The sequence below is a fragment of the Francisella adeliensis genome (assembly GCF_003290445.1).
Classification (GTDB): Bacteria; Pseudomonadota; Gammaproteobacteria; order Francisellales; family Francisellaceae; genus Francisella; species Francisella adeliensis.
In genome coordinates this window covers 202,933-228,067 of sequence record NZ_CP021781.1, presented here as the reverse complement: position 1 = coordinate 228,067, position 25,135 = coordinate 202,933, and the positions used below count along the sequence as shown (strand labels likewise).

Genomic DNA, 25,135 nt, shown 5'->3' with positions numbered 1-25,135 from the left:
AAACCCTATTGTTTATATTATGTTTTGAAGTTTAAACTAGTCTAACAGTATTGCAGTAAGATAACTACAAATAGCACTAAACCTACCCAGTGATTATCTGAAAAAGCTTTTATACAATTTGCAATTCCTAGCTTTTTATATATACGATAATTTCTTACAAAGAATACTCCCGAAATAACAATCCCTAGATAATAAATGAGATTAAAATCACAATATATTCCAAGAATTACTAAAAATAATAAGGCTAAAAGATTAAAAGCAAAAATATACTTAAAAACATTCCCACCAAAAGTTACAGCTGAAGATTTCACTCCTATTTCTAAATCAAACTCTCTATCAGCTAAAGCATATACGGTATCATACGCAATAGTCCAACATATAGTCGCAAAATAAAAAATCCAAGCTTCTAACTGCACGGAATTTTGTATAGCTGAAAAAGCCATGAATATCCCAAAATTAAATGCTAATCCAAGTACTAGTTGAGGTAAAGCAAAAAACCTTTTACAAAATGGGTAAAGTATCGCCAAAAATAAAGCTACAAATGATAATGATATAGTGAAAACATTTAAAAATAACACGCATATAAAAGCTACAATAGTTAATACTAAACAGAGTGTAATCGCATTTTTAACGGTAAGTTTTCCACTTGTTAATGGGCGTGTATTTGTGCGAGCAACATGCTTATCAAAATCTCTATCTGCAATATCGTTGACAATACAACCAACTGTACGCATCAGAACCACACCGGCTGTAAATATAATCAGCAACTTAAAACTTGGGAAGCCATGACTTGCTAGTACTAAAGCTGTCAAAGTTGGCCATAAGATTAGTAGAATCGGTACCGGACGATGAAGTCGCATTAGCATTATATATGCTTGGAGTTTTTCTTTATTCATTGCCATACTGCTGTGGTAATATTAAAAAATATTCTGTGATTAAAAGTTTAAGCTTTGGGTTGTTTTTATACTCAAATACAGAGCTACGAGAGAATATATCTGATGAAGCTTGTTGATTTGTTTCACCTTGAAACTCTAGACCTGAGAGCTTACGAATAATGAACTCATTCCTATCAAACTTTGCTTTATCAAATAATAAGTTATCTCCTATTGGTTTAGTGCCTAATGATTCTAATTCATTCATAAAATGCTTATAAGTATTATTTGGAACAATAGTTCGAGCATAGACAAACTTGTCGTTAGAATTTGAAAGTGATATTTCTCTGACAAGTGCTAATTCATCTGAGCTTTCAATTTTTAGTAAATCTTTTTCAAATGCTGTTATATCATCAAATTTTTGCGATATTTTCTCCAAACTTATAGCACCATAAAATTTAGTCAAACTTGTAACTAAATTCTTAGCGTCATTGAGCCAGAATCTTTGAGGCTTATCTAATACAGTTTTATCTATTATTTTCATTTATTATCAAATACCTCGAGGTTTAAGGTATCTTATTTCATTTTCGATTTGTATAATTATATTCTATATAAGGCTATAAAACTAATCAAAAAGGATTTAAAAAATGCGTCCAAGCGGTAGAGATAATGATCAATTAAGAAATGTAAAAATCACACATCAATTTACAAAGCATGCTGAAGGCTCTGTACTTGTAGAGTTTGGTGATACTAAGGTACTTTGTACAGCATCTGTAACACCAGGTGTTCCAAGGTTTAAAAAAGATTCTGGTGAAGGTTGGCTAACCGCTGAATACGGTATGCTACCTCGCTCAACTCATACTCGTATGGATCGTGAAGCTGCTCGTGGTAAGCAATCAGGTCGTACTCAAGAGATTCAACGCTTAATCGGTAGAGCTTTGCGTGCAAGCTTAGATTTAACACAAGTTGGTGAAAATACTATCCGTGTTGATTGCGATGTACTTCAAGCAGATGGTGGTACACGTACAGCTTCTATCACAGGTGCATCATTAGCTATCAAAGATGCTATAGAATATATGAAAGCAAATGGCAAAATAGCAGAAGATGCAAAACCATTAGTTGCTCAAGTTGCTGCTATTTCTGTTGGTGTTTATAATGGCGAGCCAGTACTAGATCTTGACTATGATGAAGACTCAAATGCTGAGACAGATATGAATGTAGTAATGAATTCTGAAGGTGGTATGATTGAGATTCAAGGTACAGCAGAAGGTAAAGACTTTTCAGAAGAAGAGTTTGCTAAAATGCTAGGTCTTGCTAAAAAAGGCATCAAAGAGATTTTTGAAACTGTATTTTAAATAGTTACAAAAACCATACATAATTACGCTGCTTGTATTAAAGCATTAATCTGAGAAAGCAGCTCAAAATCTTTAGTCTTTAATTCAAACAAAAACTCTTGAAGTGGCTCACTTTTAGCAAAAAGTAAACGTTGCTCTATCTGTGTGATTTGCTCACAAACTTTTTGTCTTTCAGCATATAATCCTGATATTTCTTTATTAGCTTTTTTAAAAAAGCTAGAAATATTACTTTCTTTCTTCTCTTGTAACTTCGTTTTTAGATTATTACTTATAGTTGTTGTTCTATTAGTAGAAAGAGTTTTTCTTCCTAAAGAAAGTTTTTTACGCGGTTGTTGTTCTGCCATTTAATAATTCACTTTTGTTAATTTACTTAAATCTTTTGAGGAGTTTCAAAAGTATTGAAAAATATTTATTACTATAATTATAATACATCTATTAACTTTTTACACCTGAAAAAAGCCACCATATTATTATCAATATAGTAGCATGTTATACATTTGAACAATAGAAAAGTTGTAAGAATAGACTAGTGTGATCTCTTATTTAGCTTCACTATTTTTATCATATGAAGCTTGCTCAGCATCTAAAGCAGAGTTAATCTTATTTAGAATTATTGTAGCAGTAGCTTTACTATCATCCTTGATAAAAATCTCAGACTGATCAGCATTATCTTTTTTAACAACGATTGTTATTGCTGATCCACTAGGAGATGTGGCTTTAACTTCTGATTTTTTCTCATCAGTAGACTGACTAGTAATAGTGTATTTACTTTCTTTTAAAACATCTTGTGCTGCTGTATAAACAGTATCAGCACTTTTTTCATATGCATTGTAAGCGTCAGGGTTCTGCATCCATTTATAAGCACCAATAGCTAACGCTGTACCAGCTAAAACTAAACCTGTAGTTGCAACTGCTGCTGTTGTACATGAGTTAAGTGCTAAAGTCGCACTCAACAAACCTGCTGTCGTTAATAGTAATTTCTTTTTCATTTTATCAATACTCCTAAGTGACTGTAAAATAATCATAGCACATAAAAAATAACTATAATAGTTTAGATGATTATTAGATTACTAAGTCTCTTAATCACTATAACGTAAATTTTAAACAATTTGTCCAGGAGTAACTTTTAATGAGTCTAAATCAATCAATGCTCCCAAACTTTCATCCATGCCGGCCTCTTTTATCCTTAATTTACTTGAACTAGCATTATCCACATTACTCAAATCAATATTGATTGACTGCCAAGATTGTGTGAAATTATCATGAGTATAAACAAGCTGATCACCAAGATAGACCTCAAAATTACTAGAATCATCACCTGTACGAGCAAAGTAATCAAACGATAATTGCATATCTTTAAAATTTTGTGATGCTAAATCATGTGTGAGCTCAACAAGCTCATTACTATCTCCATCAAGCTCGGCAACATTGTCGCGACGATCTGAAATTAGGTCAAAATCATTCCAAAGCTCAAGTTCTTCGTCACCACCAACTATTTCCCAATCACCTAAAAACTCACTATCATTACCGATTCTATCCCAATCATTGTCTGAGACAGGATTATTATCTAATTCAAAATTCGATGTCGAAGCTATCATATTATTATCTTTAAGTATTGTGAAAAACGATTCTGCACCATACAAACAATGACTAGGGACATCTGATTCTGATATATCTGTACCAGAAACTATACATCTCCACCTTACAGAATCTACAGGCACAGGTTCTGGGCGTAGCATGATTTCAGCATTACCATCTATTATATTACTGCCTGTATTTCCTATATCTTTTACTATAGCGCCATACTCATTTATCGTGAGGTATTCACCTCCTATATAAAAATCTCGACCATTTTTTTTTAAATCATAAATCTCTCGTGCTTTAGCATGTAATACAGGGAGTTCATTAGCGATTTTAGTTCTAGTGACATAGTTTGAATACATTGGAATTGCAACAGAAGCAAGTATACTAAATATAGCAACAGCAATCATAAGCTCCATTATGGTTAGCCCCTTGATTTTTGATCTCTCTATAGCTACTACATTATGCATGAATCATACCTCCGTACACTATAAAGTATAATCTATCCTCTTTAAAAGTTGAAGAAATTGATTTTCATAATTTGAAACCTTTGCAATATTGACTAATTCACTTGAAAGGCATTCTTTACCCAGTTTATATCATTACTATTAATTGCAACTACATCAAATCTACACTCTATATCTTGATATAAATCATTCTGTTGCAGAAAGATATTTGCTGTATTAATGATTTTTGATTGTTTGGCCAATGTAACCATTTCTTGAGCAAAACCAAAGACATTTGATTTACGAAACTTAACTTCAACGAAGATTAAAACATTTTGATCTAATGCAATAATATCTATTTCACCATATGGTAACGCTTTAAAATTTTGCTCGAGTATTTCTATCCCATGATATTTTAAAAAATCGCAAGCTTGAGATTCGGCCTTACTACCAATTTGAGTTTTATTCATAATGATTTAGCTACTTAAATCTTAGCTCTAGGTTTTACATTTATCTCAAGGCTATCATCACTAAAACCTTTTGCATATCTATGCGCTCCTGCTAGAGCAATCATTGCACCATTATCTGTACAATATTTTAAAGGCGGAAATTGTATTTTATATGATTTATTTGTTGCTAACTTATCTAGCTTTTCGCGCAATTTTTTATTGGCACTTACACCTCCTGAAACTACAAGTTGCTTGATAGATGTTTGCTGTAATGCTTTATCACATTTTGTCACTAACACATCAACTACAGCCTCTTGAAAACTATAACAAAGATTAGCTTTATTTTCTGCAGTTTGCTGATTTTCACTATACCAAGCATTTAATACAGCTGTTTTCAAACCACTAAAGCTAAAATCTAAATTAGGTTTATTTTTCATTGGTCTAGGAAGAATATACTTACTCTTATTCGTTGCTTTCTCAGCTAAATTAGCTACCTCAACACCACCAGGATAAGACATTCCAAGCATTTTGGCCGTTTTATCAAAAGCTTCTCCAACAGCATCATCTATTGACTCTCCAAGCAAAGAGTACTCTCCAAAATTTCTAACTTCAAAAAGTTGAGTATGGCCACCTGATACTAAAAGTGCGACAAATGGGTATTCAATTTGATTTTCACTATCAAGCAGAGGAGATAATAAGTGCCCTTCAAGATGATGTATAGCAAGAGTAGATATGTTATTAATCATACCTAAAGTTTTTGCAAAAGTAGCACCTACCATTAGAGCTCCAACTAGACCAGGCATTGCTGTATATGCTATACAATCAATTTGGTCAAAGCTAACATTAGCATCTTGAAGAACTTTTTTTGTAAGAACATTTAATTTAGCAATATGCTCTCGTGAAGCAAGTTCAGGAACAACTCCACCATAGTTTTGATGTAGTTCTATTTGGCTATATAATGTATCAGCAACCAGCTGTTTACTATCATAATCATATAGTGCAATACCCGTTTCATCACAAGAACTTTCAATGCCTAAAACCAGCATTACTTTTTAGCGCCACCAGACGTTTTAGTAATTTGTATGAATTTTGTAAGAAATGAACCTAAAACTAAACCAACTACAAAAGCCACAGACATAAGGACTATAATTGGTAGAGTTGTTGTACCAAATATATAATCGAAACTAACTTTGTCAGTATTCAAAATAGAAAGAATAACAATCAAGATGATCGCCACACCAAAGAAAATCTGCCAAAATAATTTTGCTACCATTTCAAACATCAACCACAAATTATTAGTTTAATACTTATAAAGTATATTATAGTTCAAAAATCAAAGAATGGAAATTCTTTATTTCTCGATAAAATAAAGAATCTGTAAGAATTCTAAGAACTAGTCTTTAGAATAGTAAATACCCTTAGATGAATTAAGAGCTTTAAGTCTAGCGTCTGCTTCTTTAAGTCTAGTATGAGCAGCATCTATATCTAACTGTGAAGCATCTTTCTTAGCTAATGCTTCTTGTGCTCTTATTTTAGCTTTTTCAGCTTCAGCTTGATTTAGATTTTCAGCTTTCTCCATATCATCAACCATTATAGTTACACGCTTTGGAGTTACTTCAATAATTCCACCAGATACATAAAGTACCTCTGTAGACTCATCTTTTCTTATATTTACAACACCCGCGGGCATTGTAGAAAGTAATTCTGTATGCCCATAAGCTATACCCATCTCTCCAGCAGATCCACGCAGGCTAACCATGTCAGCCTCGCCTGTAAATACTGAACCAAGTGGGCTAACTACATCGACTTTTAGATAGTTTTTAGACATACGCTAATACCTATAGATTTTTTGCTTTTTCAATAGCTTCTTGGATAGAACCTACCATATAGAAAGCTTGCTCTGGTAAATGATCATATTCACCACTTGCGATAGCTTTAAAGCTTGCGATAGTATCTTTCAATGGTACAAACTTACCAGGATTGCCAGTAAATACTTCTGCAACATGGAAAGGCTGAGATAAGAATCTTTGAATCTTACGAGCTCTATCTACAGTCTTTTTATCTTCATCAGAAAGCTCATCCATACCTAAAATTGCGATAATATCTTTAAGCTCTTTATATCTTTGAAGAGTTTTTTGTACAGCACGAGCAGTTTCATAATGCTCTTGACCTACTACCAATGGATCTAACTGTCTTGAAGTAGAATCAAGTGGATCAACTGCAGGATAAATACCAAGTTCAGCAATCTGTCTTGAAAGTACAATTGTAGCATCAAGATGCGAGAATGTAGTCGCTGGAGATGGATCTGTTAAATCATCAGCAGGTACATATACTGCTTGAACTGATGTAATAGAACCAGTCTTAGTAGATGTAATACGCTCTTGTAAAGCACCCATCTCAGCAGCTAGTGTCGGTTGATAACCCACAGCTGAAGGCATACGACCTAAAAGTGCTGATACTTCAGTACCTGCTAAAGTATAACGATAAATGTTATCTACAAACATTAATACATCACGCTTCTCATCACGGAATCCTTCTGCAATAGTAAGACCCGTAAGAGCTACTCTTAATCTGTTACCTGGTGGCTCATTCATCTGACCATAAACAAGTGATACTTTGTCTAATACATTAGAATCTTTCATTTCGTAATAGAAATCATTACCTTCACGAGTTCTTTCGCCTACACCCGCAAATACGGAGTATCCACTATGCTCTTTAGCAATGTTGTTGATAAGCTCCATCATTGTAACTGTCTTACCAACACCAGCACCACCGAATAGACCTACTTTACCACCTTTAGCAAATGGACAAATAAGATCAACTACTTTGATACCTGTTTCTAGAATCTCTGTACTTAAAGCTAGTTCATCATACGCAGGAGGAGCCTGATGTATAGATCTAGTTTCAGAATGCTCTACTGGACCAGCTTCATCAATCGGCTCACCCAATACATTCATAATTCTACCAAGTGTTCCTTTACCAATTGGTACTGATATAGGAGCGTTAGTATTAGTAACTTCCATACCACGGCGTAAGCCATCACTTGAACCCATAGCGATAGTTCTAACTACACCATCACCGATTTGTTGTTGCACTTCTAGTACAAGAGATGCCTCTTCTACTTTTAATGCTTCATATACTTTTGGTGTATTATCGCGTGAAAACTCCACATCGATAACAGGACCAATTACTTGAATAATTTTACCAGTACTCATTTATCTCTCCTAAACTGCTGCTGCACCTGAACAAATTTCAGCAAGCTCTTGAGTAATCATAGCTTGTCTTACTTTGTTATAATCTAAATTAAGCTGATCAATAATATCACCAGCGTTGTCTGTAGCATTTTTCATAGCTAACATACGAGCTGCTTGCTCACATGCTGCATTTTCAAGTATAGCTCCACGAACTTGCGCTTCGATATATCTTACACATAAAGCATTAAGAACTTCTTCAATATCTCTTTCATAGATATAATCCCAATGACCTTTAGAAGCTTCTGCTTTATTAGCCTCTTTCTCTTCATCAGTGAATACATCTTGTATTGGAAGTAGTGTTTGCTGTATTGGCTTTTGCTTAATAGTACTTTCGAAATGATTGCTATTTAAATATATACGGTCAATTTTACCACTTATATATTCTTCAAGCATTACACTAACAGCACCACTAATTGCTTTGATACTACCCTCTTTATCTTTATCAGAATAATGAGCTGTAGCTACAACATTAACACCTTTAAGTTTTCTAAAGAATGCCTCAGCTTTCGCTCCCACCACACAAATATCAACACCAACCTTATTATCAAGATTTTTCTTGATGTCTTTAAGCATATGCTTAAATAAGTTGATATTTAAACCACCACAAAGACCTCTATCTGTTGAAGTGACTATATAGCCAACTCTTTTGATCTCACGATCTAAAAGATAAGGGTTTGGATAATCAATACTAGCTGCTACGACATTTTTAATAATTGTATTAGCACAGTTAACATAAGGGCGCACATTGTTCATTTTAACAATAGCTCCTCTCATCTTACTTGCTGCTACAAGCTCCATTGCACCAGTGATTTTCTGTGTATTTTTTACACTGGCAACTTTTGAGCGTATTTCTCTAGCATTAGACATAGTCTACTCCTACCAAGCTTGATTTGCTTTGCAGTCTTCTACAATTGCTTTTAATTTATCAGCAATTTCTGCATCGTATTTACCCGTAGCATTGATTTGCGATACTAATTCAGCATATTTATCTTCTGCTAAAGCATGTAATGCAGATTCAAAAGGTATAATCTCAGATACTGCTAAACTATCTAAATAACCATTATCAGCAGCATATAATGATAAGCCCATTAGCGCTACTGAAAGAGTTGAAAATTGCTTCTGTTTAAGAAGCTCTGTTACTCTTTCACCTCTGTTTAGCTGTGCTCTTGTAGCTTCATCTAAGTCAGATGCAAACTGTGAGAATGCTTCTAGCTCTCTAAATTGTGCAAGTGCTAAACGAATACCACCACCAAGCTTTTTAATAATCTTAGTTTGAGCTGCACCACCAACACGAGAAACAGAGTTTCCTGGGTTAATAGCTGGTCTTAAACCTGAGTTAAACAGGTCAGTTTCTAAGAAAATCTGTCCATCTGTAATTGAAATTACATTTGTAGGTACAAATGCTGAAATATCACCAGCTTGTGTTTCAATTATAGGTAATGCAGTAAGTGAACCAGTTTTACCTTTCACTTCACCATTAGTATGTTTTTCAACCCACTCTTCATTTACTCTAGCTGCTCTTTCAAGAAGTCTTGAGTGAAGATAAAATACATCACCAGGGTATGCTTCACGACCAGGTGGTCTTCTTAGTAGCAATGAAATTTGTCTATAAGCCCAAGCCTGTTTAGTCAAATCATCATATATTATAAGAGCATCTTCACCACGATCACGGAAGTATTCACCCATAGAACAACCCGCATAAGGAGCTATATATTGTAGTGCTGCTGAATCTGAAGCTGTTGCCGCCACAATAATTGTATGCTTAAGAGCATCATGCTCTTCTAACTGTCTTACAATGTTTGCAATTGTTGAAGCTTTTTGACCTATAGCAACATAAACACATTTCACACCAGAATCTTTTTGGTTAATGATTGTGTCTACAGCGATTGCTGTTTTACCAATCTGTCTATCACCAATAATAAGTTCACGCTGTCCACGACCAATTGGAACCATTGAATCGATTGACTTAATACCTGTTTGTAAAGCTTGATCAACTGATTTTCTCCAAATCACACCAGGTGCAATTTTTTCAATAGGAGATGTAAGATCTGTTGCAACTTCACCTTTACCATCAATTGGGTTACCAAGAGCGTCAACAACTCTTCCTAAAAGCTCGTTACCTACTGGCACTTCAAGGATTCTACCTGTGCAGTAAGCTTTATCGCCTTCACTGATGTTGTCATACTCACCTAAAACAACAGCTCCAACAGAGTCAGTATTTAAGTTTAATGCTAGACCATAGATATCACCTGGAAGCTTTATCATCTCGCCAGCTGTAACATCATTTAAACCATAAATTGTAACAATACCATCAGATACACTTACTATTGTACCCTCTGATTTTAGTTCGATAGTATCATCGAACTTTTCGATTCTTTGTTTGATTAGACCACTAATCTCTGAAGGACTTAGTTGCATACTTATTTCCTATAAATTTTATGATAATAAAATACTTTTCATTTTTTCTAAACGACCAGATACAGAATCATCTATAACCGTATCACCAACTCTTACTATTGCTCCACCTATCAATGACTCATCAATTTTGACATCTAGTTCTACTGAACAGTTAAATCTCTTCTCTAAACTAGCTTTAAGATTTTTCAGCATAGTTTTATCAGCCTTATAAGCCAAAGTTACCAACGCCGCTTTATTATTAGATTGAGCATTTTTTAGAGCCTGGAATTCTATTGCTATACTAGGCAAAACTTCAAGCCTATTGTTTTCTGCCAATAATGCAAGAAAATTAGCAAAGTTTGAATCAAGATCTTTTTTTGTAGCCTTAACAATCTCAGATTGAGATATCATTGGACTCATAATAATTTGAGCAATTGCTTTACTTTCAACAACTTGAGAAAAACTAGTTAACTCTTTAGCCCACTGATCTACAGCATTCTGCTCACTAGCGAATTCATATGCTGCTTTTGCATAAGGTTTCGCAATTATAGTCATACTAGCCATATACTATCACCTACTAATTAAACATTTGCCACAAAATCTTTTAAGATTTTATTGCTTGATTCTTCATCAACTTGCGCTGATATAATTTTACTTGCTCCAGCCATTGCCAATGTAACAAGCTCATCTTTAAGCTCTTCTCTAGCTTTAACTTTTTCTTGTTCAATTTCTGACATTGCCATACTCTTGATTTTGTCTGCAGCTACGATAGCTTCTTCTTTAGCTTGCTCATCAACTTTATGAGCTCTTGAGTAAGCACTTTCAAGTATTTCTGTCGCCTTTGCTTTTGCTTCGTTTAGAACTTCAGCTGACTGACGCTTTGCAACTTCAAGCTCTCGTGAAGCTCTGTCTGCAGAAGCTAATCCATCCGCTATCTTTTCTCTACGCTCGTCTAAAGCTTTACGCAGTGGCGGCCATACAAACTTCATTGTAAACACAACGAAGATTGCAAATGTTATCATTTGACCGACTAGGGTAATATTGATATCCATCTACTTATCCTTTAGATAATGAAACTTATAATTTTAACTACGCGCCAACAACTTTAGTAGCTGCTTCAGCTAAACCTGGTATAGCTAGTGGGTTTGCATAAAGAACTAAGAAACCAATAGCAATTGAAATCGCTGCGAACGCATCAACGAATGCTGCAACAATAAACATACGGCCAAGTAGCATACCACCTAGCTCAGGCTGCCTTGCAACACCTTCAAGATATTTACCACCTAGCACACCAAAACCAATCGCTGTACCTAATGCTGGTAAAGATATCAATAACGCTACTGCTATCGCTGTTAAACCATTTAAGTTTCCTAAAACTTGTAAAGACATATCCATTTTTATTTCTCCTGTTTTTAATTTATAGATTTTACGGTTAATTTAACTTCTTTAATGCGCTTCTTGTGCCATATTCAAGTACACCACAGTCAACATCATAAATACAAATGCTTGGATTAATACTATTAGTATATGGAATATTGCCCATATTCCACCAAGCGACCATTGAAACCACCATGGCAACAATGCTATCAAAATAAATATTAATTCACCAGCAAATATATTACCGAATAAACGTAGTGAAAGTGAAACTGGCTTAACCACTTCATCAATAAGTCTAAAGAAAATATTTAGTGGGAATAACCATATACCAAATGGTGCACTTAAGATCTCTTTAAATAAACCAAAACCTTTTGCTCTGATATTGTAAAATATGACCAAGAAAAATACAGCAAATGACATAGCAAACGTGACATTTGGATCTGCTGTTGGAACAACTCTAAAGTAAACTTCATGACTATTTGTAAAGAAGCTAATAATCCATCCAAACAAATCTACTGGTAATAAATCCATGAGATTCATAAGCACAACCCAAACAAATATTGTAAGAGCAAGAGGTGTAACGAAATTACGATTAAACTGATAGTTTTCTGCAACCAATCCATCCATCCATTCCCAAACAGCTTCAATCATATTTTGAAACTTTCCAGGAACTCCTGAATTTGCTTTTCTTGCCGCCACAAACATAACAAGCACAAATAATGCACCTAAAATAGAGCTTACAAGAAGAGAATCAACGTTTAGCTGCCAAAAAGCACCTTCACCTAAAGAAACTTGCCAATGATGCAAGTGATGTTGAACATAATTAGTTGCAACTTGAGCCCCAGCTTCTGTATTTGCCATTAGTATTCCACCAATTATTAAAAACTTTTAAACTATAACATAAAAGCGCCTATCTAACTTTTTTAGTTAAGATAGGCACAAAACACACTACTAATTGTAGCAAAACTAATCCAAAAATGTAAGCAAATAATTTTGGTTTTATATAAATAGCTAACATAATTGTAACAATAGCGACTATACAGAGCTTTAAAAACTCACTCATATAAAATATCAGTATTTCCACTCCCGGGGAAAACTGCTTACTTATAAAAAGACGAAAAAAGAATAAAAAATTTGCCAGAAACATTAGCAGAGAGCCCATTAAAAAAGATTTTGCATAGACTAGACCATACATAGATGAAACTATCAAAAACCCAATAATTATTAGTATAAGCTGAAGAGATACGAACCTCTTATAATCTAACTTAATATTTGCTAACATCTGATTTATGTTTTATAAACTTCTGATTGCCTAAATGGTAACAGATAATAAAAATATGACAACATAAAGTATAGGCTCAAAAGCCTTATAGCTCTTGTGACTTGTTTTTTCCAAAAACAGCTTTAAATGCCACGTACAGATAATTACACATAGAATATACTGTTAAAATAACAGCTATATATAGCATCAAAAAGCCCAGAAAAATAAACCAAGTATTGAAGCTTGAGTAATCAACCCCCTTCTCAAAATTAATTGCTGGCTTAATAAGAAATATAAATAACGCTGCCATTTGAGCACTGGTTTTTACTTTGCCCCAAATCCCAACCTTAACAACACTACGCTGACCAAGCTCTGCCATCCACTCTCTTAAAGCTGAGACCAATATCTCACGACAAATCATTGCAATTGCAGGTATAGTAGCCCACCAATAAGGGTACATTTCTATAAATAAACATAAAGCAGTTGCAACTATAAGCTTGTCAGCAACTGGATCTAAAAATGCACCAAGCTTGCTTGTTTGCTCCCACTTACGAGCTAAATAACCATCCAACCAATCTGTAGCTGCACCAAGCAAAAACAAAGTCGCTGTTACACCATGATGATGCGGAAACGGGTAATAAAAACAAATCAGAATAAATGGTATAAGCAACAACCTACCAAAAGTTAGAATATTAGGTAAATTCAAAAACATCTTTAGGCTCCTGTATGGCCAAATCCACCAGCTCCACGACTTGAGTCTGATGTAAAATCATCAACAAGCTCAAAATCAGCTTGAACAACTGGAACAATAACCAGTTGAGCAAATCTCATTAGAGGCTCTATCACTATATCTTGCTGAGATCTATTAAAACACGAAACTTTTAGCTCTCCTTGATAATCAGAATCTATCAACCCTGTACCATTCCCAAGCACTAAACCTTTTTTATGCCCCAATCCAGAACGAGGAAGAATTAAAGCTGCATAGTTTGGATCAGCCACATGAATCGCCACACCTGTTCCAACAAGCTTACACTCACCTGGCTTTAAGACTACATCACCTTCAACACAAGCATTTAAATCAATAGCTGCTGAACCCGTTGTACCATATTGAGGTATGCCCTTGATTTTTTCATCAAGTATCTTCATTTGAATTTTCATAATCAAATCCTACAAAATAACTGTGTACACTATATCACAAACACGCCACATAAATAACCAAGCAATACAAAAATTGGTAATGCCGGCATATAACCATCAAGCCTATCAAGTACACCGCCATGCCCAGGCAATAAATTACCACTATCTTTGACACCAGCAATTCTCTTCATCATACTTTCAAAGACATCACCAATAACAGACAGTACTGCCACTAAAGCACTTATCATCATCATCGCTATATATTGCGTAACTGTTAACTCCATATAAAACAAGAAAACTACTGACACAAGCACAGAGCAAATCAACCCGCCCAACAAACCTTCAATAGTTTTATTTGGACTTAAGCGTGGCAACATCTTTCTCTTGCCAATAGCCTTGCCTGTAAAATAAGCACCGCTATCTGCTGCTGCAACAACAAGGATAAACATAAATATCCAAGCAACTCCATTACTATGCAAAACATATAATGATGCACAAAAGGGTGCTATAGCAAAAAGACCCATAACAAGAATTTGTGAACGATCTAATGTACTTATTTTATTCCTTTCATATTGAGATAGCTTAAAGATTGCATATAACCAAAAAACTGGAAACACATACACAACATACTCAAAAAATCCTGAAACAACAAATGTCGCAACCCCAAAAATAACCAGATTTCTTGTTATTTTATCCTCAGAAGTATTTGCAAACTTTAACCATTCTATTGCTGCCAATATAGCCAGTAAAAAAACACCAACCCCAAATAAATAATCTGTAGCATACAATAAAAAAGCAAAGATAATAGCCGCAAGAACTACCCCAGTTAATATTCTTTGTCCCATAAAATCCTCTTATTTTTTAAATTTGTTCACCACTACGACCAAAACGGCGTTGTCTACCATAAAAACAATCTGTAGCTTTTTTCATTTCTTCTTTATCAAAATCAGGCCACATCACATCTGTAAAATACATTTCAGCATAAGCAACTTGCCAAAGCATAAAGTCACTCAACCTAACTTCTCCACTTGTCCTAATAAGCAAATCAACCGGTACTTCTCCAGCTAGCAAATAGCTTTCAAGCTTTGAATTTGTTAATAAACTAGCATTTTCCTTACACACAACTCCATCTTCGACCATTTTTTGTATAGCTTGCAAAATATCCCATCTACCAGCATAGTCAACAGCTAGTCGCAGATTTAAACCACTATTATTTCTTGTAAGCTCTTCTGACTCATCAATTTCTTTCAATAGCTCTTGCGATAAGCGACTCTTATCTCCAATCACATTTAACTTTATATTATTTTGATGAAGTTTAGGGCTCTTTTCTTCAAGAGTTTTACAAAAAAGCTTCATTAGATCATCAACCTCATCCTGAGGTCGTGACCAATTATCTCTCCCAAAAGCAAAAAGTGTAAGCACCTCTATGGCGTTTTCCGCACAATATTCAATAACAGCATCAACACTTTTGACAGCCTTTCTATGACCAAATATTCGAGGTTTAAACCGTGATTTTGCCCAACGACCATTACCATCCATAATGATAGCAATATGCTTGAGTGAGTTTTCCTCAGCTTTGGACATTTATAACTACAGTAAAATTAGACTATATAAATGATAAAAAAAGATAATAAGAAATACAAGAGTTATTATAGATAAAGACTAAACAGCCATTAAATCCTGCTCTTTTTTAGCAGCCAGAGAATCTGCTTGAGCAATCATTTTATCTGTAATTTTTTGAATACCAGCTTCTGCTCTTTTTGCTTCATCTTCATTGATTTCTTTTTCTTTAAGAAGATCTTTGATATCCCCGTTAGCATCACGACGAATATTACGAATAGAAATTCTACCACTTTCAGTCTCAGACTTAACAAGTTTCACAAGCTCTTTTCTACGCTCTTCATTTAACGCAGGCATAGGTACTCGCAAACTATCTCCTAAGTTTGTAGGGTTTAAACCCAAATCAGAAGTAATAATAGCCTTCTCTATTTGACCAGACAACCCTTTTTCCCACGGGGTAATACCTAAAGTTCTAGCATCTAAAACATTAACATTAGCAACCTGAGTAATCGAAGTTGGAGTGCCATAATAATCTATAGTCACATGAGCTAAAATATCCGGATGTGCTCGACCTGTTCTAATTTTAGCCAAATCATCAGCCAAAACATCCAAAGACTTATTCATACGAACTTCAGCATCTTGAAGAATTTCGTTAATCATATTAAAAATTTCCTTTTAAAATTTAACCTAAACCAACCCAGGTACCATACTTAGAGGTAGTTACCGCATCAAGTAAAGCATCAGGTTGAGACATATCAAACACATATATTGGTAGATTAAAATCTCTACATTGTGTAAATGCTCCCAAATCCATCACGCTTAACTCTTTTGCAACAATCTCATCAAAACTTATTGACTCGTAGCGCTTAGCATCAGAGTGCTTATTAGGATCCCTATCATACACACCATCAACTGTAGTTGCTTTTAGCAATGCATCTGCACCAATCTCTATAGCACGCAAGCTTGCTGTAGTATCTGTAGTAACGTAGGGGTTACCTGTGCCACCAGCAAAAACTACAACCTTACCACAAGCCATAACTTGATTAAACTCATGAGCTGAGGCTGATTTTATCAAACCATCAACTCCTTTTGCTGAAAAAATCTCGGTATCAACACCCTCGCTTATCAACATATCGCGTAAAGCAAGAGCATTTATCATAGTAGCAATCATACCCATTGAGTCAGCTGTAGCTCGGCGTATTTTGTCACCAAAATCAGCCCTACCTCCTCGCAGAATATTTCCACCACCAATAACTATAGCAACCTCAATTCCTGAACCCACAAGAGTTTTGATTTGTTTAAGGATAGGTTTTGCAGAATCAACGCTTATTCCAAAGCTTTGATCTGCAGAAAGTGATTCTCCACTAAGCTTAATAAGAATTCTTTTAAGCTTGGGAGCATTTTTAGATAGATCTTGCGTATCGCTAGACATATATTAACCTTTAATTTGGTTCATTACCTCAGCAGCAAAGTCTTCTTCTTTTTTCTCAATACCTTCACCAACATCCAGACGGATAAAGCTTACAACTTTAGCATTATTTTGCTTAACAAGTTGTTCAACCTTTACATTTGGATCTTTAACGAAAGCTTGACCTAAAAGTGCAACTTCATCCAAGAACTTACGGATTCTACCACCAATCATTTTTTCGATGATTTCAGCAGGCTTACCACTTTCTTTTGCTTGAGCTGTGAAAATTTCTTTTTCTTTAGCCACTACATCTGCAGGAACATCTTCACCAGATACAACCATAGGGTTTACTGCAGCAACATGCATAGCGATATCTTTAGCAAGATCTTCACTACCGCCTTCTAATGCAGCAACAACACCGATTTTACCACCATGAACATAAGCTCCTAAAGTTTCAGCTTCTACAGCTTTCATTCTACGAACCTGAATGTTTTCACCTATTTTAGCAACTAGATTTTTTCTAGCTTGCTCAACAGTTTCGCCACCCATATCAGCTTCTAGAACCGCTTCTATAGTTTTAGCATTAGCAGCATGTGCAGCTTTTACAGCAGCAGTAGCAAATGCTTTAAAGCTATCATCACGAGCTACAAAGTCAGTCTCTGAGTTGATCTCAATCAAAACAGCTCTGCCATCAGCAGCATAAGCTTCAACTACACCTTCAGCAGCAACACGAGACGCTTTCTTATCAGCTTTTGCTTGTCCAGAAATTCTCATCTCTTCAGCAGCTTTTTCAATATCACCTTCAGTAGCAACTAGAGCTTTTTTACACTCCATCATGCCAGCACCAGTTCTTTCTCTAAGTTCTTTTACTAATTTAGCAGAAATATTAGACATTGTTTTATAAATCCTATTTAGTTAGCTTGTTGTTCTTGTACTTCTTCACCTTTAGCTACTACTGCTCTATCTAAACCTTGAGCATCAATAATAGCGTCAGCAAACTTATTCATATAGAATGTGATTGCTTTAACAGCATCATCATTACCAGGAATAATATAGTCAATACCTTCAGGGTTTGAGTTAGTATCTACAACAGACACTACTTTAATACCTAATTTTTGAGCTTCTTGAATAGCGATGTGCTCTTTATTACTATCAATAACAACGATTGCATCAGGAATACCACCCATTTCTTTAATACCACCAAGAACTTTTTCAAGCTTCTCGATAGTTCTCATGTTTTGTAGCATTTCTTTTTTAGTTAAAGATTCAAAAGTACCATCGTCTCTCATTTTCTCTAACTGCGCTAATCTTTTGATAGATTGCTTAACTGTTTTGTAGTTAGTAAGCATTCCACCTAACCATCTGTGGCTTACAAACGGCATACCACATCTAGTAGCTTGCTCTTCGATAATGTTTTGAGCTTGACGCTTTGTGCCAACAAACATAACTTTACCGCCATTAGCTACAGTTTTACCAACAAAGTTTACTGCATCTTGGAATAATGGAACTGATTTCTCAAGATTGATAATATGAACACCATGGTTAATACCAAAGATGAATTCATTCATTTGAGGATTCCAGAAAGCTTTTTTGTGACCAAAGTGAACACCAGCTTCTAACATTTCTTTCATTAAAGACATTTTATTTTCCTTATTTGGGTTATATCTAGTACCTTTATGACTTCAAATATCCACTATAGACACCCTTTGAAATCATATTTTTAAATTTTAAGATACATGATTTTTTAATTAAACAATTACTCAGTTTTAAAACTTAAGCCCGCATATTCTATCACACTTAAACTCGTACAAAAAACAAATATTAACAATATCTCTTAATTATTGGACGAAATTAATATATAAAATGTTACAATAATAAAAAAATCCTTACCCATAAAATCATGATCTCTTTAATAGTCGCTTACGATAAAAATTTTGGCATAGGCAGAGAAAACACTCTTGCTTGGAAGCTATCAGAAGATTTAAAAAATTTCAAAAAAATAACAGAACATAATTATATAGTAATGGGCAGAAAAACTTTTGAATCAATCGGCCGCCCCTTACCTAATCGCAAAAACATAATCCTAACTAGGGACAAAGAATACACGCAAGAAAAGTGCTTAATTATAAATAGTGTGCAAGAAATACTAAACTTTGCAAAATCAAAACCTCACTACGAAATATTTATAATTGGTGGTGCTCAAATTTATAGTGAGTTTTTACCGCATGCCGATAGATTATATATAACAAAAGTAAACGCCGAACTAACAAACTTAGATGCTTTTTTCCCTAAATGGAACGAACAAAAATACAAACGAATAGCTCATAAAAACTTTGCTCAAGACAGCAAAAATGAATTTGAATTTGACTTCAGTGTTTTTGAAAAAGCTTGATTTTTCTTACAACTTAAAAGCTATTTAATAGATTTTTCAATTTATATATCGTATAGTTAATATTCATTACCGTAAGGTTTTCTGTAATATGCACGAACAAGTATCAGATACAGTACTAATGGTCGAACCAAATAATTTTGGTTTTAATCAAGAATGTTATGAAGATAACTCTTTTCAGCAAGAATCAAGTTTAAACTCACAAACTCTACAAGCCATGGCAAAAGATGAGTTTTATGAAATGATAAACTACCTTCGGTCAAGGAACATAAATATCATTATAATGAAGTCAGATTCAGACTCACCAGATGCTGTGTTTGTAAATGACTGGTTGTCAACTCATAAGATAGATGGCAAACATTACCTATTTGTTTACCCTCTTTTATCTGCAATACGTCGAGCAGAAGTTGAACCCCAAAAACTCAAAAATCTTCTTAAGGAAAAGTTAGGACTAGACTATAAAGTTAAAGATTTCCGCGGTGATTTCTCAAGACATTTAGAAGGTAATGCTGCAATGGTTTTTGATAAGACTCATAAGAAGATATTTTTATCATTATCTAGACGTGGCGATAAAGAATTAGCTCAAAAGGTTGCTGATGAATTAGGCTTTGATTTAATAACATTTACAGCTTTAGACCATAAAAACAAACCCATATACCAAACAACACAAATATTAAGTATCGGTGAAAAACTAATTTTTGTATGCCTTGAGTCTATTAAATGCGAAAAAGAAAGAGATATTGTGGCTAAAGCGCTACAAGATTCTGGGAAAATTATCATAGACCTTTCAAAGAAACAAATATCCCTAAGATGTTGCAACAACCTAGAAGTAAAAAATGCTCAAGGTAGGAGCTTTTTAATACTCTCAGCGACAGCAAATATGGGTTTAACAGAAAACCAAACACAAATGATAGATCAATATTGTGAAAGACTAGCATGTAGTGTTAAAACTATCGAAGATGTTGGGGGCGGCACTGCAAGATGTATGGTTTCTGAAATTATTAAATAATACCCTTCCTCAGTAAAAACATACTAAATACTACAAATCTTCACTCGCAGCAAAAACATACTCCTCAACCACCTCACCACCAATCAAATGCTTTTGTATGATTTCTTCTAAGACATCAGGAGTACATGAGTGATACCAAACATTATCAGGATGAACAACTGCCACAGGTCCTTTTTGACAAATTCTTAGACAGTAAGTTTTCGATCTATATATATGGCCATTCTGAGCTAAATTTAATTCATTAAGTCTAGCCTTGAGATACTCCCAAGATCTTAAAGACTCTTCGCCATTACAGCACTTTTGTCTTTCCTGATCACAACATAAAAATATATGCTTACTAATATTTTTCAGACCTAGTTTTTTTGCTTTTTCATCTAATGAAAGAGGCATTTTATTTTCTCCAATCAAAACAGTACTATTATCAGTTACTATAGCTTACAATTATGATTGAGAATATTAACAAATATAGGCTGGAAATGGAAAGAAATATATCAAATGAAACATTAGAAGAACTTGCAAAAGTACATATAAACGATATGAGGAGTCGTAGACGGTGGCGATTCATCATAAGAGTATTTATTTTGCTCGTGATTATTGTTGCATTTATTCCTAGCTTATTTAGTTCTTCTAAAGATCTAAAACAACATATTGCCTTAGTAAAAATAGATGGGATAATCGCAAGTGACTCAGCAGCTAATGCTGAACGCATCAACGAAAGCCTTGACAATGCTTATAACAATAAAAAAACTAAGGCTGTCTTCATTGAAATAAATAGCCCTGGTGGATCACCTGTCCAATCTGATGATATCTACGAACATATGAAATACTTACAACAAAAGCACCCTAAAATACCTATGTACGCAATCTGTACAGATATATGTGCAAGTGGTGGTTACTATATCGCAGCTGGAGCAAAAGAAATCTATGCAAACAAAATGTCTCTCACTGGATCTATAGGTGTAATTGGCAGTAGTTTTGGTTTCACAGAACTGATGAAAAAGCTAGGTGTAGAAAGAAGAACATATGCTGCGGGTAAAAACAAAAACTTCCTAGACCCCTTTGCTCCTAAAAACGATGAACAAACCAAAGATTTTGAAAAACTACTAAATGAAACTCACCAAGTATTCATTGAAGCTGTTGAAAAATCTCGAGGTAATAGACTAAAAAACAAATCAATGAACACCACCTTCTCAGGAGAACCTTTCAGCGGTATAGAGGCAAAAAAAATTGGGTTAATAGATGGCTTTTCTTCTGTCAACAAACTTAAACGAGATAAGTATAATGACCTTGATATTATTGACTACACCGAACCTCAAGACTTCTTCACAGATTTATCTCAAAAACTAGGTTCATCTATTTATTATAAAGCTCTTTCAGAAACTGGCTTTAGTATGAAATAATTAACAATTAGTATTGAAACATCTAAAAACCATGACTATAATCGATAATTAACAAGTGTTTAAAAACAAAAACAACAAGGAAATAAATATGAAAAAAACTATCTTAGGTGCAGCTATCGCCGGCGGTTTACTTATATCTGCAACTTCAGCTTTTGCTGGCGGTGTCGGTTTTGCAAATGTTCAAGACGTATTTGAAACTTCTCCACTTGGTAAAGCTAAAGTAACTGCTGATGAGAAAAAACTAAAACCTCAAATGGATGAGCTTAAAAAGAACATCACTACATTACAGCAAAAAGTAAACTCTTATACTGAAGAGAAAGATGATGTTGCTAATGACGATGCAAAAGGTGATCAAAAAGATGCTGCTACTGCAGATAAAGCTGAAAACACTGATAAAGCTCAAGCTCAGGCTGATCTTGAAAAAGCTATGAAGCAATACCAAGACCTTATGAACCAAGTTCAAAAAATGGCTTCTGATGATGCTGATGCATTTAAAGCTTCTTTAACTAAAGCTTCTGCTGATGTTGCAAAAGAAAAGCAACTTGATGCTATATTGCCAGCTGAAATGAGCCTATATAATGTAGATAGCATTGATGTAACTAAAGAAATAGTTGCTAAAATGAAGTAGTTTCTACTCAAATCTCCCTTCTTTAAAAAATCCTTTTATCCTAATATCAAAAAGCTTCTTTTTTTTATATCGAAAGCTATGTATAATCTATATTTAGATATCATAACTAAAATCATAGAAATAAGAAAATAATCATGGAAAATATAGGAACTTTCGTATCACAAAACTTATTGTTTTGCCTTTCATTTATATTAATATTAGCTATTTATATAATCTTTGAATTGACTCAAACAAAAAAATCTCAATACAACCTTTCTGTTGCTGATGCTGTATTAGTTGTAAACAGAAATAAAGGTATATATCTAGATACTAGAGATCAAGAGTCTTTTATAAATGCTCATATTATTGGTGCGCATAATATTACTGCGAATGAACTAAGTGAAAAACATAAAAAACTAGCAAAATACAAGGCTAAACCTATAGTAATATATGGAAACCAACCTGAAAAATCAATGCTTGTATTACGTAAAGAAGGTTTTGAGCAAGTATATACATTAAAAGGTGGCTTAAGCGCATGGCTACAAGCAAGCTACCCAGTAAAATCACTTTCTAAATAATTCAATAAACAAACAAGGATTGTAATAATGGATCAACAACAACCACAATTCCAGATACAAAAAGTTTATGTAAAAGATTTATCTTTTTCAGTGCCAAATTCAGATAAAATTTGGACCACAGAATGGAAACCACAACTTCATACTGACTTAAAAGTAAATGCTCAAAACTTGCCAGAAGAAAATACTTATGAAAGTGAGCTAACAGTAGAGGTTAAAGTTGAAAATGACGGGGTTGTAGCTTTTGAAATAGAGGTTAAGCAAGCTGGTATATTTACTGTAGCAAATATGGAAGAAGGCCAGATTGAACATGCTAAGCAAGCTTTTTGTCCAAATATCCTTTACCACTATGCTCGTGAGGCTATTTCAGACTTAGTGAACTCTGGTGGCTTCCCACAATTATGCTTATCCGCAGTAAACTTTGATGCAATGTATCAAGACTCTTTAGCTAATGCTGAAGATGGTAAAAAACACTAACTTCATAGAGGTCAACATGAGTAAAGAAAAAGCTTTAGAGTCAGCACTATCACAAATTGAAAAGCAGTTCGGTAAAGGTTCTGTAATGAAATTAGGTGAGCAACAAGCAAACCATGATATTGAAGTGATTCCTGCAGGTGTGATTGCACTTGATGTCGCTCTTGGTATTGGCGGTTATCCTAAAGGTCGTATCATAGAAATATACGGTCACGAATCTTCTGGCAAAACCACATTAACCTTACTTGCTATAGCTCAATGCCAAAAGCAAGGCGGTACAGCTGCTTTTATTGATGCTGAACATGCATTAGACCCTAAATATGCAAAACTTTTAGGAGTAGATGTAGATAATCTAATTGTTTCACAACCTGATACAGGTGAGCAAGCTTTAGAGATAGCAGATATGCTAGTGCGTTCTGGTGGTGTAGATATAGTTGTAGTAGATTCAGTGGCAGCACTTACTCCTAAAGCAGAAATTGAAGGTGATATGGGTGACTCTCACATGGGGTTACAAGCTAGGCTTATGTCTCAAGCATTACGCAAACTTACAGCAAACATCAAGCGCTCAAATACTCTAGTAATGTTTATCAACCAAATTCGTATGAAAATTGGTGTAATGTTTGGTAACCCTGAAACTACCACTGGTGGTAATGCTCTTAAATTTTACTCTTCTGTAAGGTTAGAAGTTCGTAAAGGTGCTGCCATTAAGGATGGTGATGTTGTAAATGGTAACGCTATCAAAGTTAAGATAGTTAAAAACAAAGTAGCTCCTCCTTTTAGACAATGTGAGTTTGAACTTATATATGGTGAGGGAATATCTCTTGAAGCAGAACTTGTTGATCTAGGTGCTAAGCATGGTATCGTTGAAAAATCAGGTGCTTGGTATAGCTATAATGGTAGTAAAATTGGTCAAGGTAAAGAAAAATCAAAAGATTATCTTAAAGAAAATACTGAGATTCGTGATGAGATTGAGCGCAAACTTTTAGAGTTACTTATGCCTCATAAATACGCTAAAGAAACTCAAGAGACAAAAGCACCAGTCAAATCAGAAACAAAAAAATCAAAAGTAAAAGCTACTACTCAAGATGAGCTTATCTAAAGAAAGAAACTATCTTTTATATCTTCTCGCTAAACAAGAATATTCACGCAAGCAACTTTCTGACAAACTACATCTAAGAGAGAATATTTCTCTAACTGAAATAGATTCTTTATTAGATGAATTTGAAAAGAACAAATGGCTTTGTGATAAAAGATTTGCCGAGACTTTTATTCGTAGTGAAGTAAATAAGCTTCGTGGCAAAAAACGCATCACAAATAGTGCAATTTACCAAAAAGGTCTAAGTGACGAACTAGTTAACAATGCTTTTGATGAGTTAGAGATTGACTGGTTTGAACAATGCTTGAAATGTCTTACCAAAAAGTATAAAAACACTTCATTATTTCAAACAGATTTAAAGCTAAAACAAAAAGCAATGAACTATTTAGCGTACAATGGTTTTTGTTATGAAGAAATAAGTTTTGCAGTCAAGGGTGAATTTTAGAAACTTTTACTGTAATATTCAGTATGTAGTTATCAAATAACAG

The 25,135-nt window shown here is 34.4% G+C and carries 35 protein-coding genes; 9 read left to right on the top strand and 26 right to left on the bottom strand.

What is annotated here, in order from left to right; genetic code table 11:
- Nucleotides 1-41 precede the first annotated feature (41 nt).
- Nucleotides 42-896 (bottom strand): 4-hydroxybenzoate octaprenyltransferase, encoded by an 855-nt coding sequence (gene ubiA / locus CDH04_RS01120; RefSeq protein WP_112869275.1) that lies wholly within the window; start codon nt 894-896, stop codon nt 42-44.
- A complete protein-coding gene (locus CDH04_RS01115; protein WP_112869274.1) occupies nt 889-1,416 on the bottom strand; it encodes a chorismate--pyruvate lyase family protein in 528 nt (175 codons plus the stop codon). The genes ubiA and CDH04_RS01115 overlap by 8 nt, the downstream gene beginning before the upstream one ends.
- Nucleotides 1,417-1,519: 103 nt before the next feature.
- Here CDH04_RS01115 and rph point away from each other — a divergent pair, with 103 nt between their 5' ends.
- Nucleotides 1,520-2,227: a ribonuclease PH gene (rph, locus tag CDH04_RS01110; protein ID WP_112869273.1), complete on the top strand. Its 708-nt coding sequence runs from the start codon at nt 1,520-1,522 to the stop codon at nt 2,225-2,227.
- A 23-nt stretch (nt 2,228-2,250) separates the two neighbouring features.
- On the opposite strand, the gene CDH04_RS01105 is transcribed toward rph, so the two are convergent.
- From CDH04_RS01105 to rpsB, 23 genes are all read right to left on the bottom strand, one after another.
- Complete coding sequence (locus CDH04_RS01105; protein WP_112869272.1) at nt 2,251-2,571, bottom strand: hypothetical protein; 321 nt, start codon at nt 2,569-2,571, stop codon at nt 2,251-2,253.
- 195 nt (nt 2,572-2,766) lie between these two features.
- Entirely contained in the window at nt 2,767-3,216 is a 450-nt protein-coding gene (locus tag CDH04_RS01100) for a DUF3568 family protein (RefSeq protein ID WP_162699171.1), read from the bottom strand.
- A 111-nt stretch (nt 3,217-3,327) separates the two neighbouring features.
- Entirely contained in the window at nt 3,328-4,278 is a 951-nt protein-coding gene (locus CDH04_RS01095; protein WP_112869270.1) for a prepilin-type N-terminal cleavage/methylation domain-containing protein, read from the bottom strand.
- Between the two features lie 92 nt (nt 4,279-4,370).
- Complete coding sequence (locus tag CDH04_RS01090; RefSeq protein ID WP_112869269.1) at nt 4,371-4,724, bottom strand: YraN family protein; 354 nt, start codon at nt 4,722-4,724, stop codon at nt 4,371-4,373.
- A 14-nt stretch (nt 4,725-4,738) separates the two neighbouring features.
- Nucleotides 4,739-5,749: a tRNA (adenosine(37)-N6)-threonylcarbamoyltransferase complex transferase subunit TsaD gene (gene tsaD / locus CDH04_RS01085; protein WP_112869268.1), complete on the bottom strand. Its 1,011-nt coding sequence runs from the start codon at nt 5,747-5,749 to the stop codon at nt 4,739-4,741.
- A complete protein-coding gene (locus CDH04_RS01080) occupies nt 5,749-5,985 on the bottom strand; it encodes a lipopolysaccharide assembly protein LapA domain-containing protein (protein ID WP_112869267.1) in 237 nt (78 codons plus the stop codon). Before CDH04_RS01080 ends, tsaD begins: the two co-directional genes overlap by 1 nt.
- 111 nt (nt 5,986-6,096) lie before the next feature.
- A complete protein-coding gene (locus tag CDH04_RS01075; protein ID WP_112869266.1) occupies nt 6,097-6,531 on the bottom strand; it encodes a F0F1 ATP synthase subunit epsilon in 435 nt (144 codons plus the stop codon).
- A gap of 10 nt (nt 6,532-6,541) precedes the next feature.
- Nucleotides 6,542-7,918, bottom strand: coding sequence for a F0F1 ATP synthase subunit beta (atpD, locus tag CDH04_RS01070; protein ID WP_112869265.1), 1,377 nt, complete (start codon nt 7,916-7,918; stop codon nt 6,542-6,544).
- 9 nt (nt 7,919-7,927) lie between these two features.
- Nucleotides 7,928-8,824, bottom strand: coding sequence for a F0F1 ATP synthase subunit gamma (locus CDH04_RS01065; protein ID WP_112869264.1), 897 nt, complete (start codon nt 8,822-8,824; stop codon nt 7,928-7,930).
- Nucleotides 8,825-8,833: 9 nt separating this feature from the next.
- Nucleotides 8,834-10,375, bottom strand: coding sequence for a F0F1 ATP synthase subunit alpha (gene atpA, locus CDH04_RS01060; RefSeq protein ID WP_112869263.1), 1,542 nt, complete (start codon nt 10,373-10,375; stop codon nt 8,834-8,836).
- A gap of 18 nt (nt 10,376-10,393) precedes the next feature.
- A complete protein-coding gene (locus tag CDH04_RS01055) occupies nt 10,394-10,918 on the bottom strand; it encodes a F0F1 ATP synthase subunit delta (protein WP_112869262.1) in 525 nt (174 codons plus the stop codon).
- A 17-nt stretch (nt 10,919-10,935) separates the two neighbouring features.
- The gene (locus CDH04_RS01050; RefSeq protein ID WP_112869261.1) at nt 10,936-11,406 is read right to left on the bottom strand and encodes a F0F1 ATP synthase subunit B; all 471 of its coding nucleotides are present in this window, start codon (nt 11,404-11,406) and stop codon (nt 10,936-10,938) included.
- 37 nt (nt 11,407-11,443) lie between these two features.
- Nucleotides 11,444-11,749, bottom strand: a complete 306-nt coding sequence (locus CDH04_RS01045) for a F0F1 ATP synthase subunit B (protein WP_071663574.1) — start codon at nt 11,747-11,749, stop codon at nt 11,444-11,446.
- Between the two features lie 51 nt (nt 11,750-11,800).
- Nucleotides 11,801-12,592, bottom strand: coding sequence for a F0F1 ATP synthase subunit A (gene atpB / locus CDH04_RS01040; RefSeq protein WP_112869260.1), 792 nt, complete (start codon nt 12,590-12,592; stop codon nt 11,801-11,803).
- A 49-nt stretch (nt 12,593-12,641) separates the two neighbouring features.
- Nucleotides 12,642-13,013, bottom strand: a complete 372-nt coding sequence (locus tag CDH04_RS01035) for an ATP synthase subunit I (protein WP_112869259.1) — start codon at nt 13,011-13,013, stop codon at nt 12,642-12,644.
- 85 nt (nt 13,014-13,098) lie between these two features.
- Entirely contained in the window at nt 13,099-13,704 is a 606-nt protein-coding gene (gene pgsA / locus CDH04_RS01030) for a CDP-diacylglycerol--glycerol-3-phosphate 3-phosphatidyltransferase (protein ID WP_112869258.1), read from the bottom strand.
- 2 nt (nt 13,705-13,706) lie between these two features.
- Complete coding sequence (gene dut, locus CDH04_RS01025; RefSeq protein WP_112869257.1) at nt 13,707-14,150, bottom strand: dUTP diphosphatase; 444 nt, start codon at nt 14,148-14,150, stop codon at nt 13,707-13,709.
- Between the two features lie 29 nt (nt 14,151-14,179).
- Nucleotides 14,180-14,974, bottom strand: a complete 795-nt coding sequence (locus CDH04_RS01020; protein ID WP_112869256.1) for a phosphatidate cytidylyltransferase — start codon at nt 14,972-14,974, stop codon at nt 14,180-14,182.
- A 16-nt stretch (nt 14,975-14,990) separates the two neighbouring features.
- On the bottom strand, nt 14,991-15,713 hold the full coding sequence (gene uppS / locus CDH04_RS01015) for a polyprenyl diphosphate synthase (protein WP_112869255.1): 723 nt from the start codon (nt 15,711-15,713) through the stop codon (nt 14,991-14,993).
- A 78-nt stretch (nt 15,714-15,791) separates the two neighbouring features.
- Nucleotides 15,792-16,349, bottom strand: a complete 558-nt coding sequence (gene frr, locus CDH04_RS01010) for a ribosome recycling factor (RefSeq protein WP_112869254.1) — start codon at nt 16,347-16,349, stop codon at nt 15,792-15,794.
- Nucleotides 16,350-16,371: 22 nt separating this feature from the next.
- Entirely contained in the window at nt 16,372-17,121 is a 750-nt protein-coding gene (gene pyrH / locus CDH04_RS01005) for a UMP kinase (RefSeq protein WP_112869253.1), read from the bottom strand.
- A 3-nt stretch (nt 17,122-17,124) separates the two neighbouring features.
- Entirely contained in the window at nt 17,125-17,991 is an 867-nt protein-coding gene (gene tsf, locus CDH04_RS01000; RefSeq protein WP_112869252.1) for a translation elongation factor Ts, read from the bottom strand.
- Between the two features lie 17 nt (nt 17,992-18,008).
- Nucleotides 18,009-18,737 carry a 30S ribosomal protein S2 gene (rpsB, locus tag CDH04_RS00995; RefSeq protein WP_112869251.1) on the bottom strand — a complete coding sequence of 243 codons (729 nt, stop codon included), beginning with the start codon at nt 18,735-18,737 and terminating at the stop codon, nt 18,009-18,011.
- A gap of 260 nt (nt 18,738-18,997) precedes the next feature.
- Between rpsB and CDH04_RS00990 the strand changes: the two genes are divergently transcribed.
- Nucleotides 18,998-19,489, top strand: coding sequence for a dihydrofolate reductase (locus CDH04_RS00990; protein WP_112869250.1), 492 nt, complete (start codon nt 18,998-19,000; stop codon nt 19,487-19,489).
- 88 nt (nt 19,490-19,577) lie between these two features.
- Nucleotides 19,578-20,495, top strand: a complete 918-nt coding sequence (locus CDH04_RS00985; RefSeq protein ID WP_112869249.1) for an arginine deiminase-related protein — start codon at nt 19,578-19,580, stop codon at nt 20,493-20,495.
- A gap of 30 nt (nt 20,496-20,525) precedes the next feature.
- Here CDH04_RS00985 and CDH04_RS00980 read toward each other — a convergent pair whose 3' ends face one another.
- A complete protein-coding gene (locus CDH04_RS00980; RefSeq protein ID WP_112869248.1) occupies nt 20,526-20,885 on the bottom strand; it encodes a (2Fe-2S) ferredoxin domain-containing protein in 360 nt (119 codons plus the stop codon).
- 86 nt (nt 20,886-20,971) lie between these two features.
- Here CDH04_RS00980 and CDH04_RS00975 point away from each other — a divergent pair, with 86 nt between their 5' ends.
- The 6 genes from CDH04_RS00975 to CDH04_RS00950 all read left to right on the top strand — a co-directional run bounded on the left by CDH04_RS00975 (nt 20,972) and on the right by CDH04_RS00950 (nt 25,092).
- Nucleotides 20,972-21,895 (top strand): S49 family peptidase, encoded by a 924-nt coding sequence (locus CDH04_RS00975; RefSeq protein ID WP_112870854.1) that lies wholly within the window; start codon nt 20,972-20,974, stop codon nt 21,893-21,895.
- Between the two features lie 88 nt (nt 21,896-21,983).
- A complete protein-coding gene (locus CDH04_RS00970; RefSeq protein ID WP_112869247.1) occupies nt 21,984-22,523 on the top strand; it encodes an OmpH/Skp family outer membrane protein in 540 nt (179 codons plus the stop codon).
- A gap of 134 nt (nt 22,524-22,657) precedes the next feature.
- On the top strand, nt 22,658-23,080 hold the full coding sequence (locus CDH04_RS00965; protein ID WP_112869246.1) for a rhodanese-like domain-containing protein: 423 nt from the start codon (nt 22,658-22,660) through the stop codon (nt 23,078-23,080).
- A gap of 27 nt (nt 23,081-23,107) precedes the next feature.
- Nucleotides 23,108-23,554 (top strand): protein-export chaperone SecB, encoded by a 447-nt coding sequence (gene secB / locus CDH04_RS00960; protein ID WP_112869245.1) that lies wholly within the window; start codon nt 23,108-23,110, stop codon nt 23,552-23,554.
- A 16-nt stretch (nt 23,555-23,570) separates the two neighbouring features.
- A complete protein-coding gene (recA, locus tag CDH04_RS00955) occupies nt 23,571-24,650 on the top strand; it encodes a recombinase RecA (RefSeq protein ID WP_112870853.1) in 1,080 nt (359 codons plus the stop codon).
- Nucleotides 24,637-25,092 (top strand): regulatory protein RecX, encoded by a 456-nt coding sequence (locus CDH04_RS00950; RefSeq protein WP_112869244.1) that lies wholly within the window; start codon nt 24,637-24,639, stop codon nt 25,090-25,092. The genes recA and CDH04_RS00950 overlap by 14 nt, the downstream gene beginning before the upstream one ends.
- Nucleotides 25,093-25,135: the final 43 nt, after the last annotated feature.

Coding starts and splice junctions, on each gene's coding strand:
- ubiA (WP_112869275.1), bottom strand. CDS start 896: ATGAATAAAGAAAAACTCCAAGCATATATAATGCTAATGCGACTTCAT.
- CDH04_RS01115 (WP_112869274.1), bottom strand. CDS start 1,416: ATGAAAATAATAGATAAAACTGTATTAGATAAGCCTCAAAGATTCTGG.
- rph (WP_112869273.1), top strand. CDS start 1,520: ATGCGTCCAAGCGGTAGAGATAATGATCAATTAAGAAATGTAAAAATC.
- CDH04_RS01105 (WP_112869272.1), bottom strand. CDS start 2,571: ATGGCAGAACAACAACCGCGTAAAAAACTTTCTTTAGGAAGAAAAACT.
- CDH04_RS01100 (WP_162699171.1), bottom strand. CDS start 3,216: ATGAAAAAGAAATTACTATTAACGACAGCAGGTTTGTTGAGTGCGACT.
- CDH04_RS01095 (WP_112869270.1), bottom strand. CDS start 4,278: ATGCATAATGTAGTAGCTATAGAGAGATCAAAAATCAAGGGGCTAACC.
- CDH04_RS01090 (WP_112869269.1), bottom strand. CDS start 4,724: ATGAATAAAACTCAAATTGGTAGTAAGGCCGAATCTCAAGCTTGCGAT.
- tsaD (WP_112869268.1), bottom strand. CDS start 5,749: ATGCTGGTTTTAGGCATTGAAAGTTCTTGTGATGAAACGGGTATTGCA.
- CDH04_RS01080 (WP_112869267.1), bottom strand. CDS start 5,985: ATGTTTGAAATGGTAGCAAAATTATTTTGGCAGATTTTCTTTGGTGTG.
- CDH04_RS01075 (WP_112869266.1), bottom strand. CDS start 6,531: ATGTCTAAAAACTATCTAAAAGTCGATGTAGTTAGCCCACTTGGTTCA.
- atpD (WP_112869265.1), bottom strand. CDS start 7,918: ATGAGTACTGGTAAAATTATTCAAGTAATTGGTCCTGTTATCGATGTG.
- CDH04_RS01065 (WP_112869264.1), bottom strand. CDS start 8,824: ATGTCTAATGCTAGAGAAATACGCTCAAAAGTTGCCAGTGTAAAAAAT.
- atpA (WP_112869263.1), bottom strand. CDS start 10,375: ATGCAACTAAGTCCTTCAGAGATTAGTGGTCTAATCAAACAAAGAATC.
- CDH04_RS01055 (WP_112869262.1), bottom strand. CDS start 10,918: ATGGCTAGTATGACTATAATTGCGAAACCTTATGCAAAAGCAGCATAT.
- CDH04_RS01050 (WP_112869261.1), bottom strand. CDS start 11,406: ATGGATATCAATATTACCCTAGTCGGTCAAATGATAACATTTGCAATC.
- CDH04_RS01045 (WP_071663574.1), bottom strand. CDS start 11,749: ATGGATATGTCTTTACAAGTTTTAGGAAACTTAAATGGTTTAACAGCG.
- atpB (WP_112869260.1), bottom strand. CDS start 12,592: ATGGCAAATACAGAAGCTGGGGCTCAAGTTGCAACTAATTATGTTCAA.
- CDH04_RS01035 (WP_112869259.1), bottom strand. CDS start 13,013: ATGTTAGCAAATATTAAGTTAGATTATAAGAGGTTCGTATCTCTTCAG.
- pgsA (WP_112869258.1), bottom strand. CDS start 13,704: ATGTTTTTGAATTTACCTAATATTCTAACTTTTGGTAGGTTGTTGCTT.
- dut (WP_112869257.1), bottom strand. CDS start 14,150: ATGAAAATTCAAATGAAGATACTTGATGAAAAAATCAAGGGCATACCT.
- CDH04_RS01020 (WP_112869256.1), bottom strand. CDS start 14,974: ATGGGACAAAGAATATTAACTGGGGTAGTTCTTGCGGCTATTATCTTT.
- uppS (WP_112869255.1), bottom strand. CDS start 15,713: ATGTCCAAAGCTGAGGAAAACTCACTCAAGCATATTGCTATCATTATG.
- frr (WP_112869254.1), bottom strand. CDS start 16,349: ATGATTAACGAAATTCTTCAAGATGCTGAAGTTCGTATGAATAAGTCT.
- pyrH (WP_112869253.1), bottom strand. CDS start 17,121: ATGTCTAGCGATACGCAAGATCTATCTAAAAATGCTCCCAAGCTTAAA.
- tsf (WP_112869252.1), bottom strand. CDS start 17,991: ATGTCTAATATTTCTGCTAAATTAGTAAAAGAACTTAGAGAAAGAACT.
- rpsB (WP_112869251.1), bottom strand. CDS start 18,737: ATGTCTTTAATGAAAGAAATGTTAGAAGCTGGTGTTCACTTTGGTCAC.
- CDH04_RS00990 (WP_112869250.1), top strand. CDS start 18,998: ATGATCTCTTTAATAGTCGCTTACGATAAAAATTTTGGCATAGGCAGA.
- CDH04_RS00985 (WP_112869249.1), top strand. CDS start 19,578: ATGCACGAACAAGTATCAGATACAGTACTAATGGTCGAACCAAATAAT.
- CDH04_RS00980 (WP_112869248.1), bottom strand. CDS start 20,885: ATGCCTCTTTCATTAGATGAAAAAGCAAAAAAACTAGGTCTGAAAAAT.
- CDH04_RS00975 (WP_112870854.1), top strand. CDS start 20,972: ATGGAAAGAAATATATCAAATGAAACATTAGAAGAACTTGCAAAAGTA.
- CDH04_RS00970 (WP_112869247.1), top strand. CDS start 21,984: ATGAAAAAAACTATCTTAGGTGCAGCTATCGCCGGCGGTTTACTTATA.
- CDH04_RS00965 (WP_112869246.1), top strand. CDS start 22,658: ATGGAAAATATAGGAACTTTCGTATCACAAAACTTATTGTTTTGCCTT.
- secB (WP_112869245.1), top strand. CDS start 23,108: ATGGATCAACAACAACCACAATTCCAGATACAAAAAGTTTATGTAAAA.
- recA (WP_112870853.1), top strand. CDS start 23,571: ATGAGTAAAGAAAAAGCTTTAGAGTCAGCACTATCACAAATTGAAAAG.
- CDH04_RS00950 (WP_112869244.1), top strand. CDS start 24,637: ATGAGCTTATCTAAAGAAAGAAACTATCTTTTATATCTTCTCGCTAAA.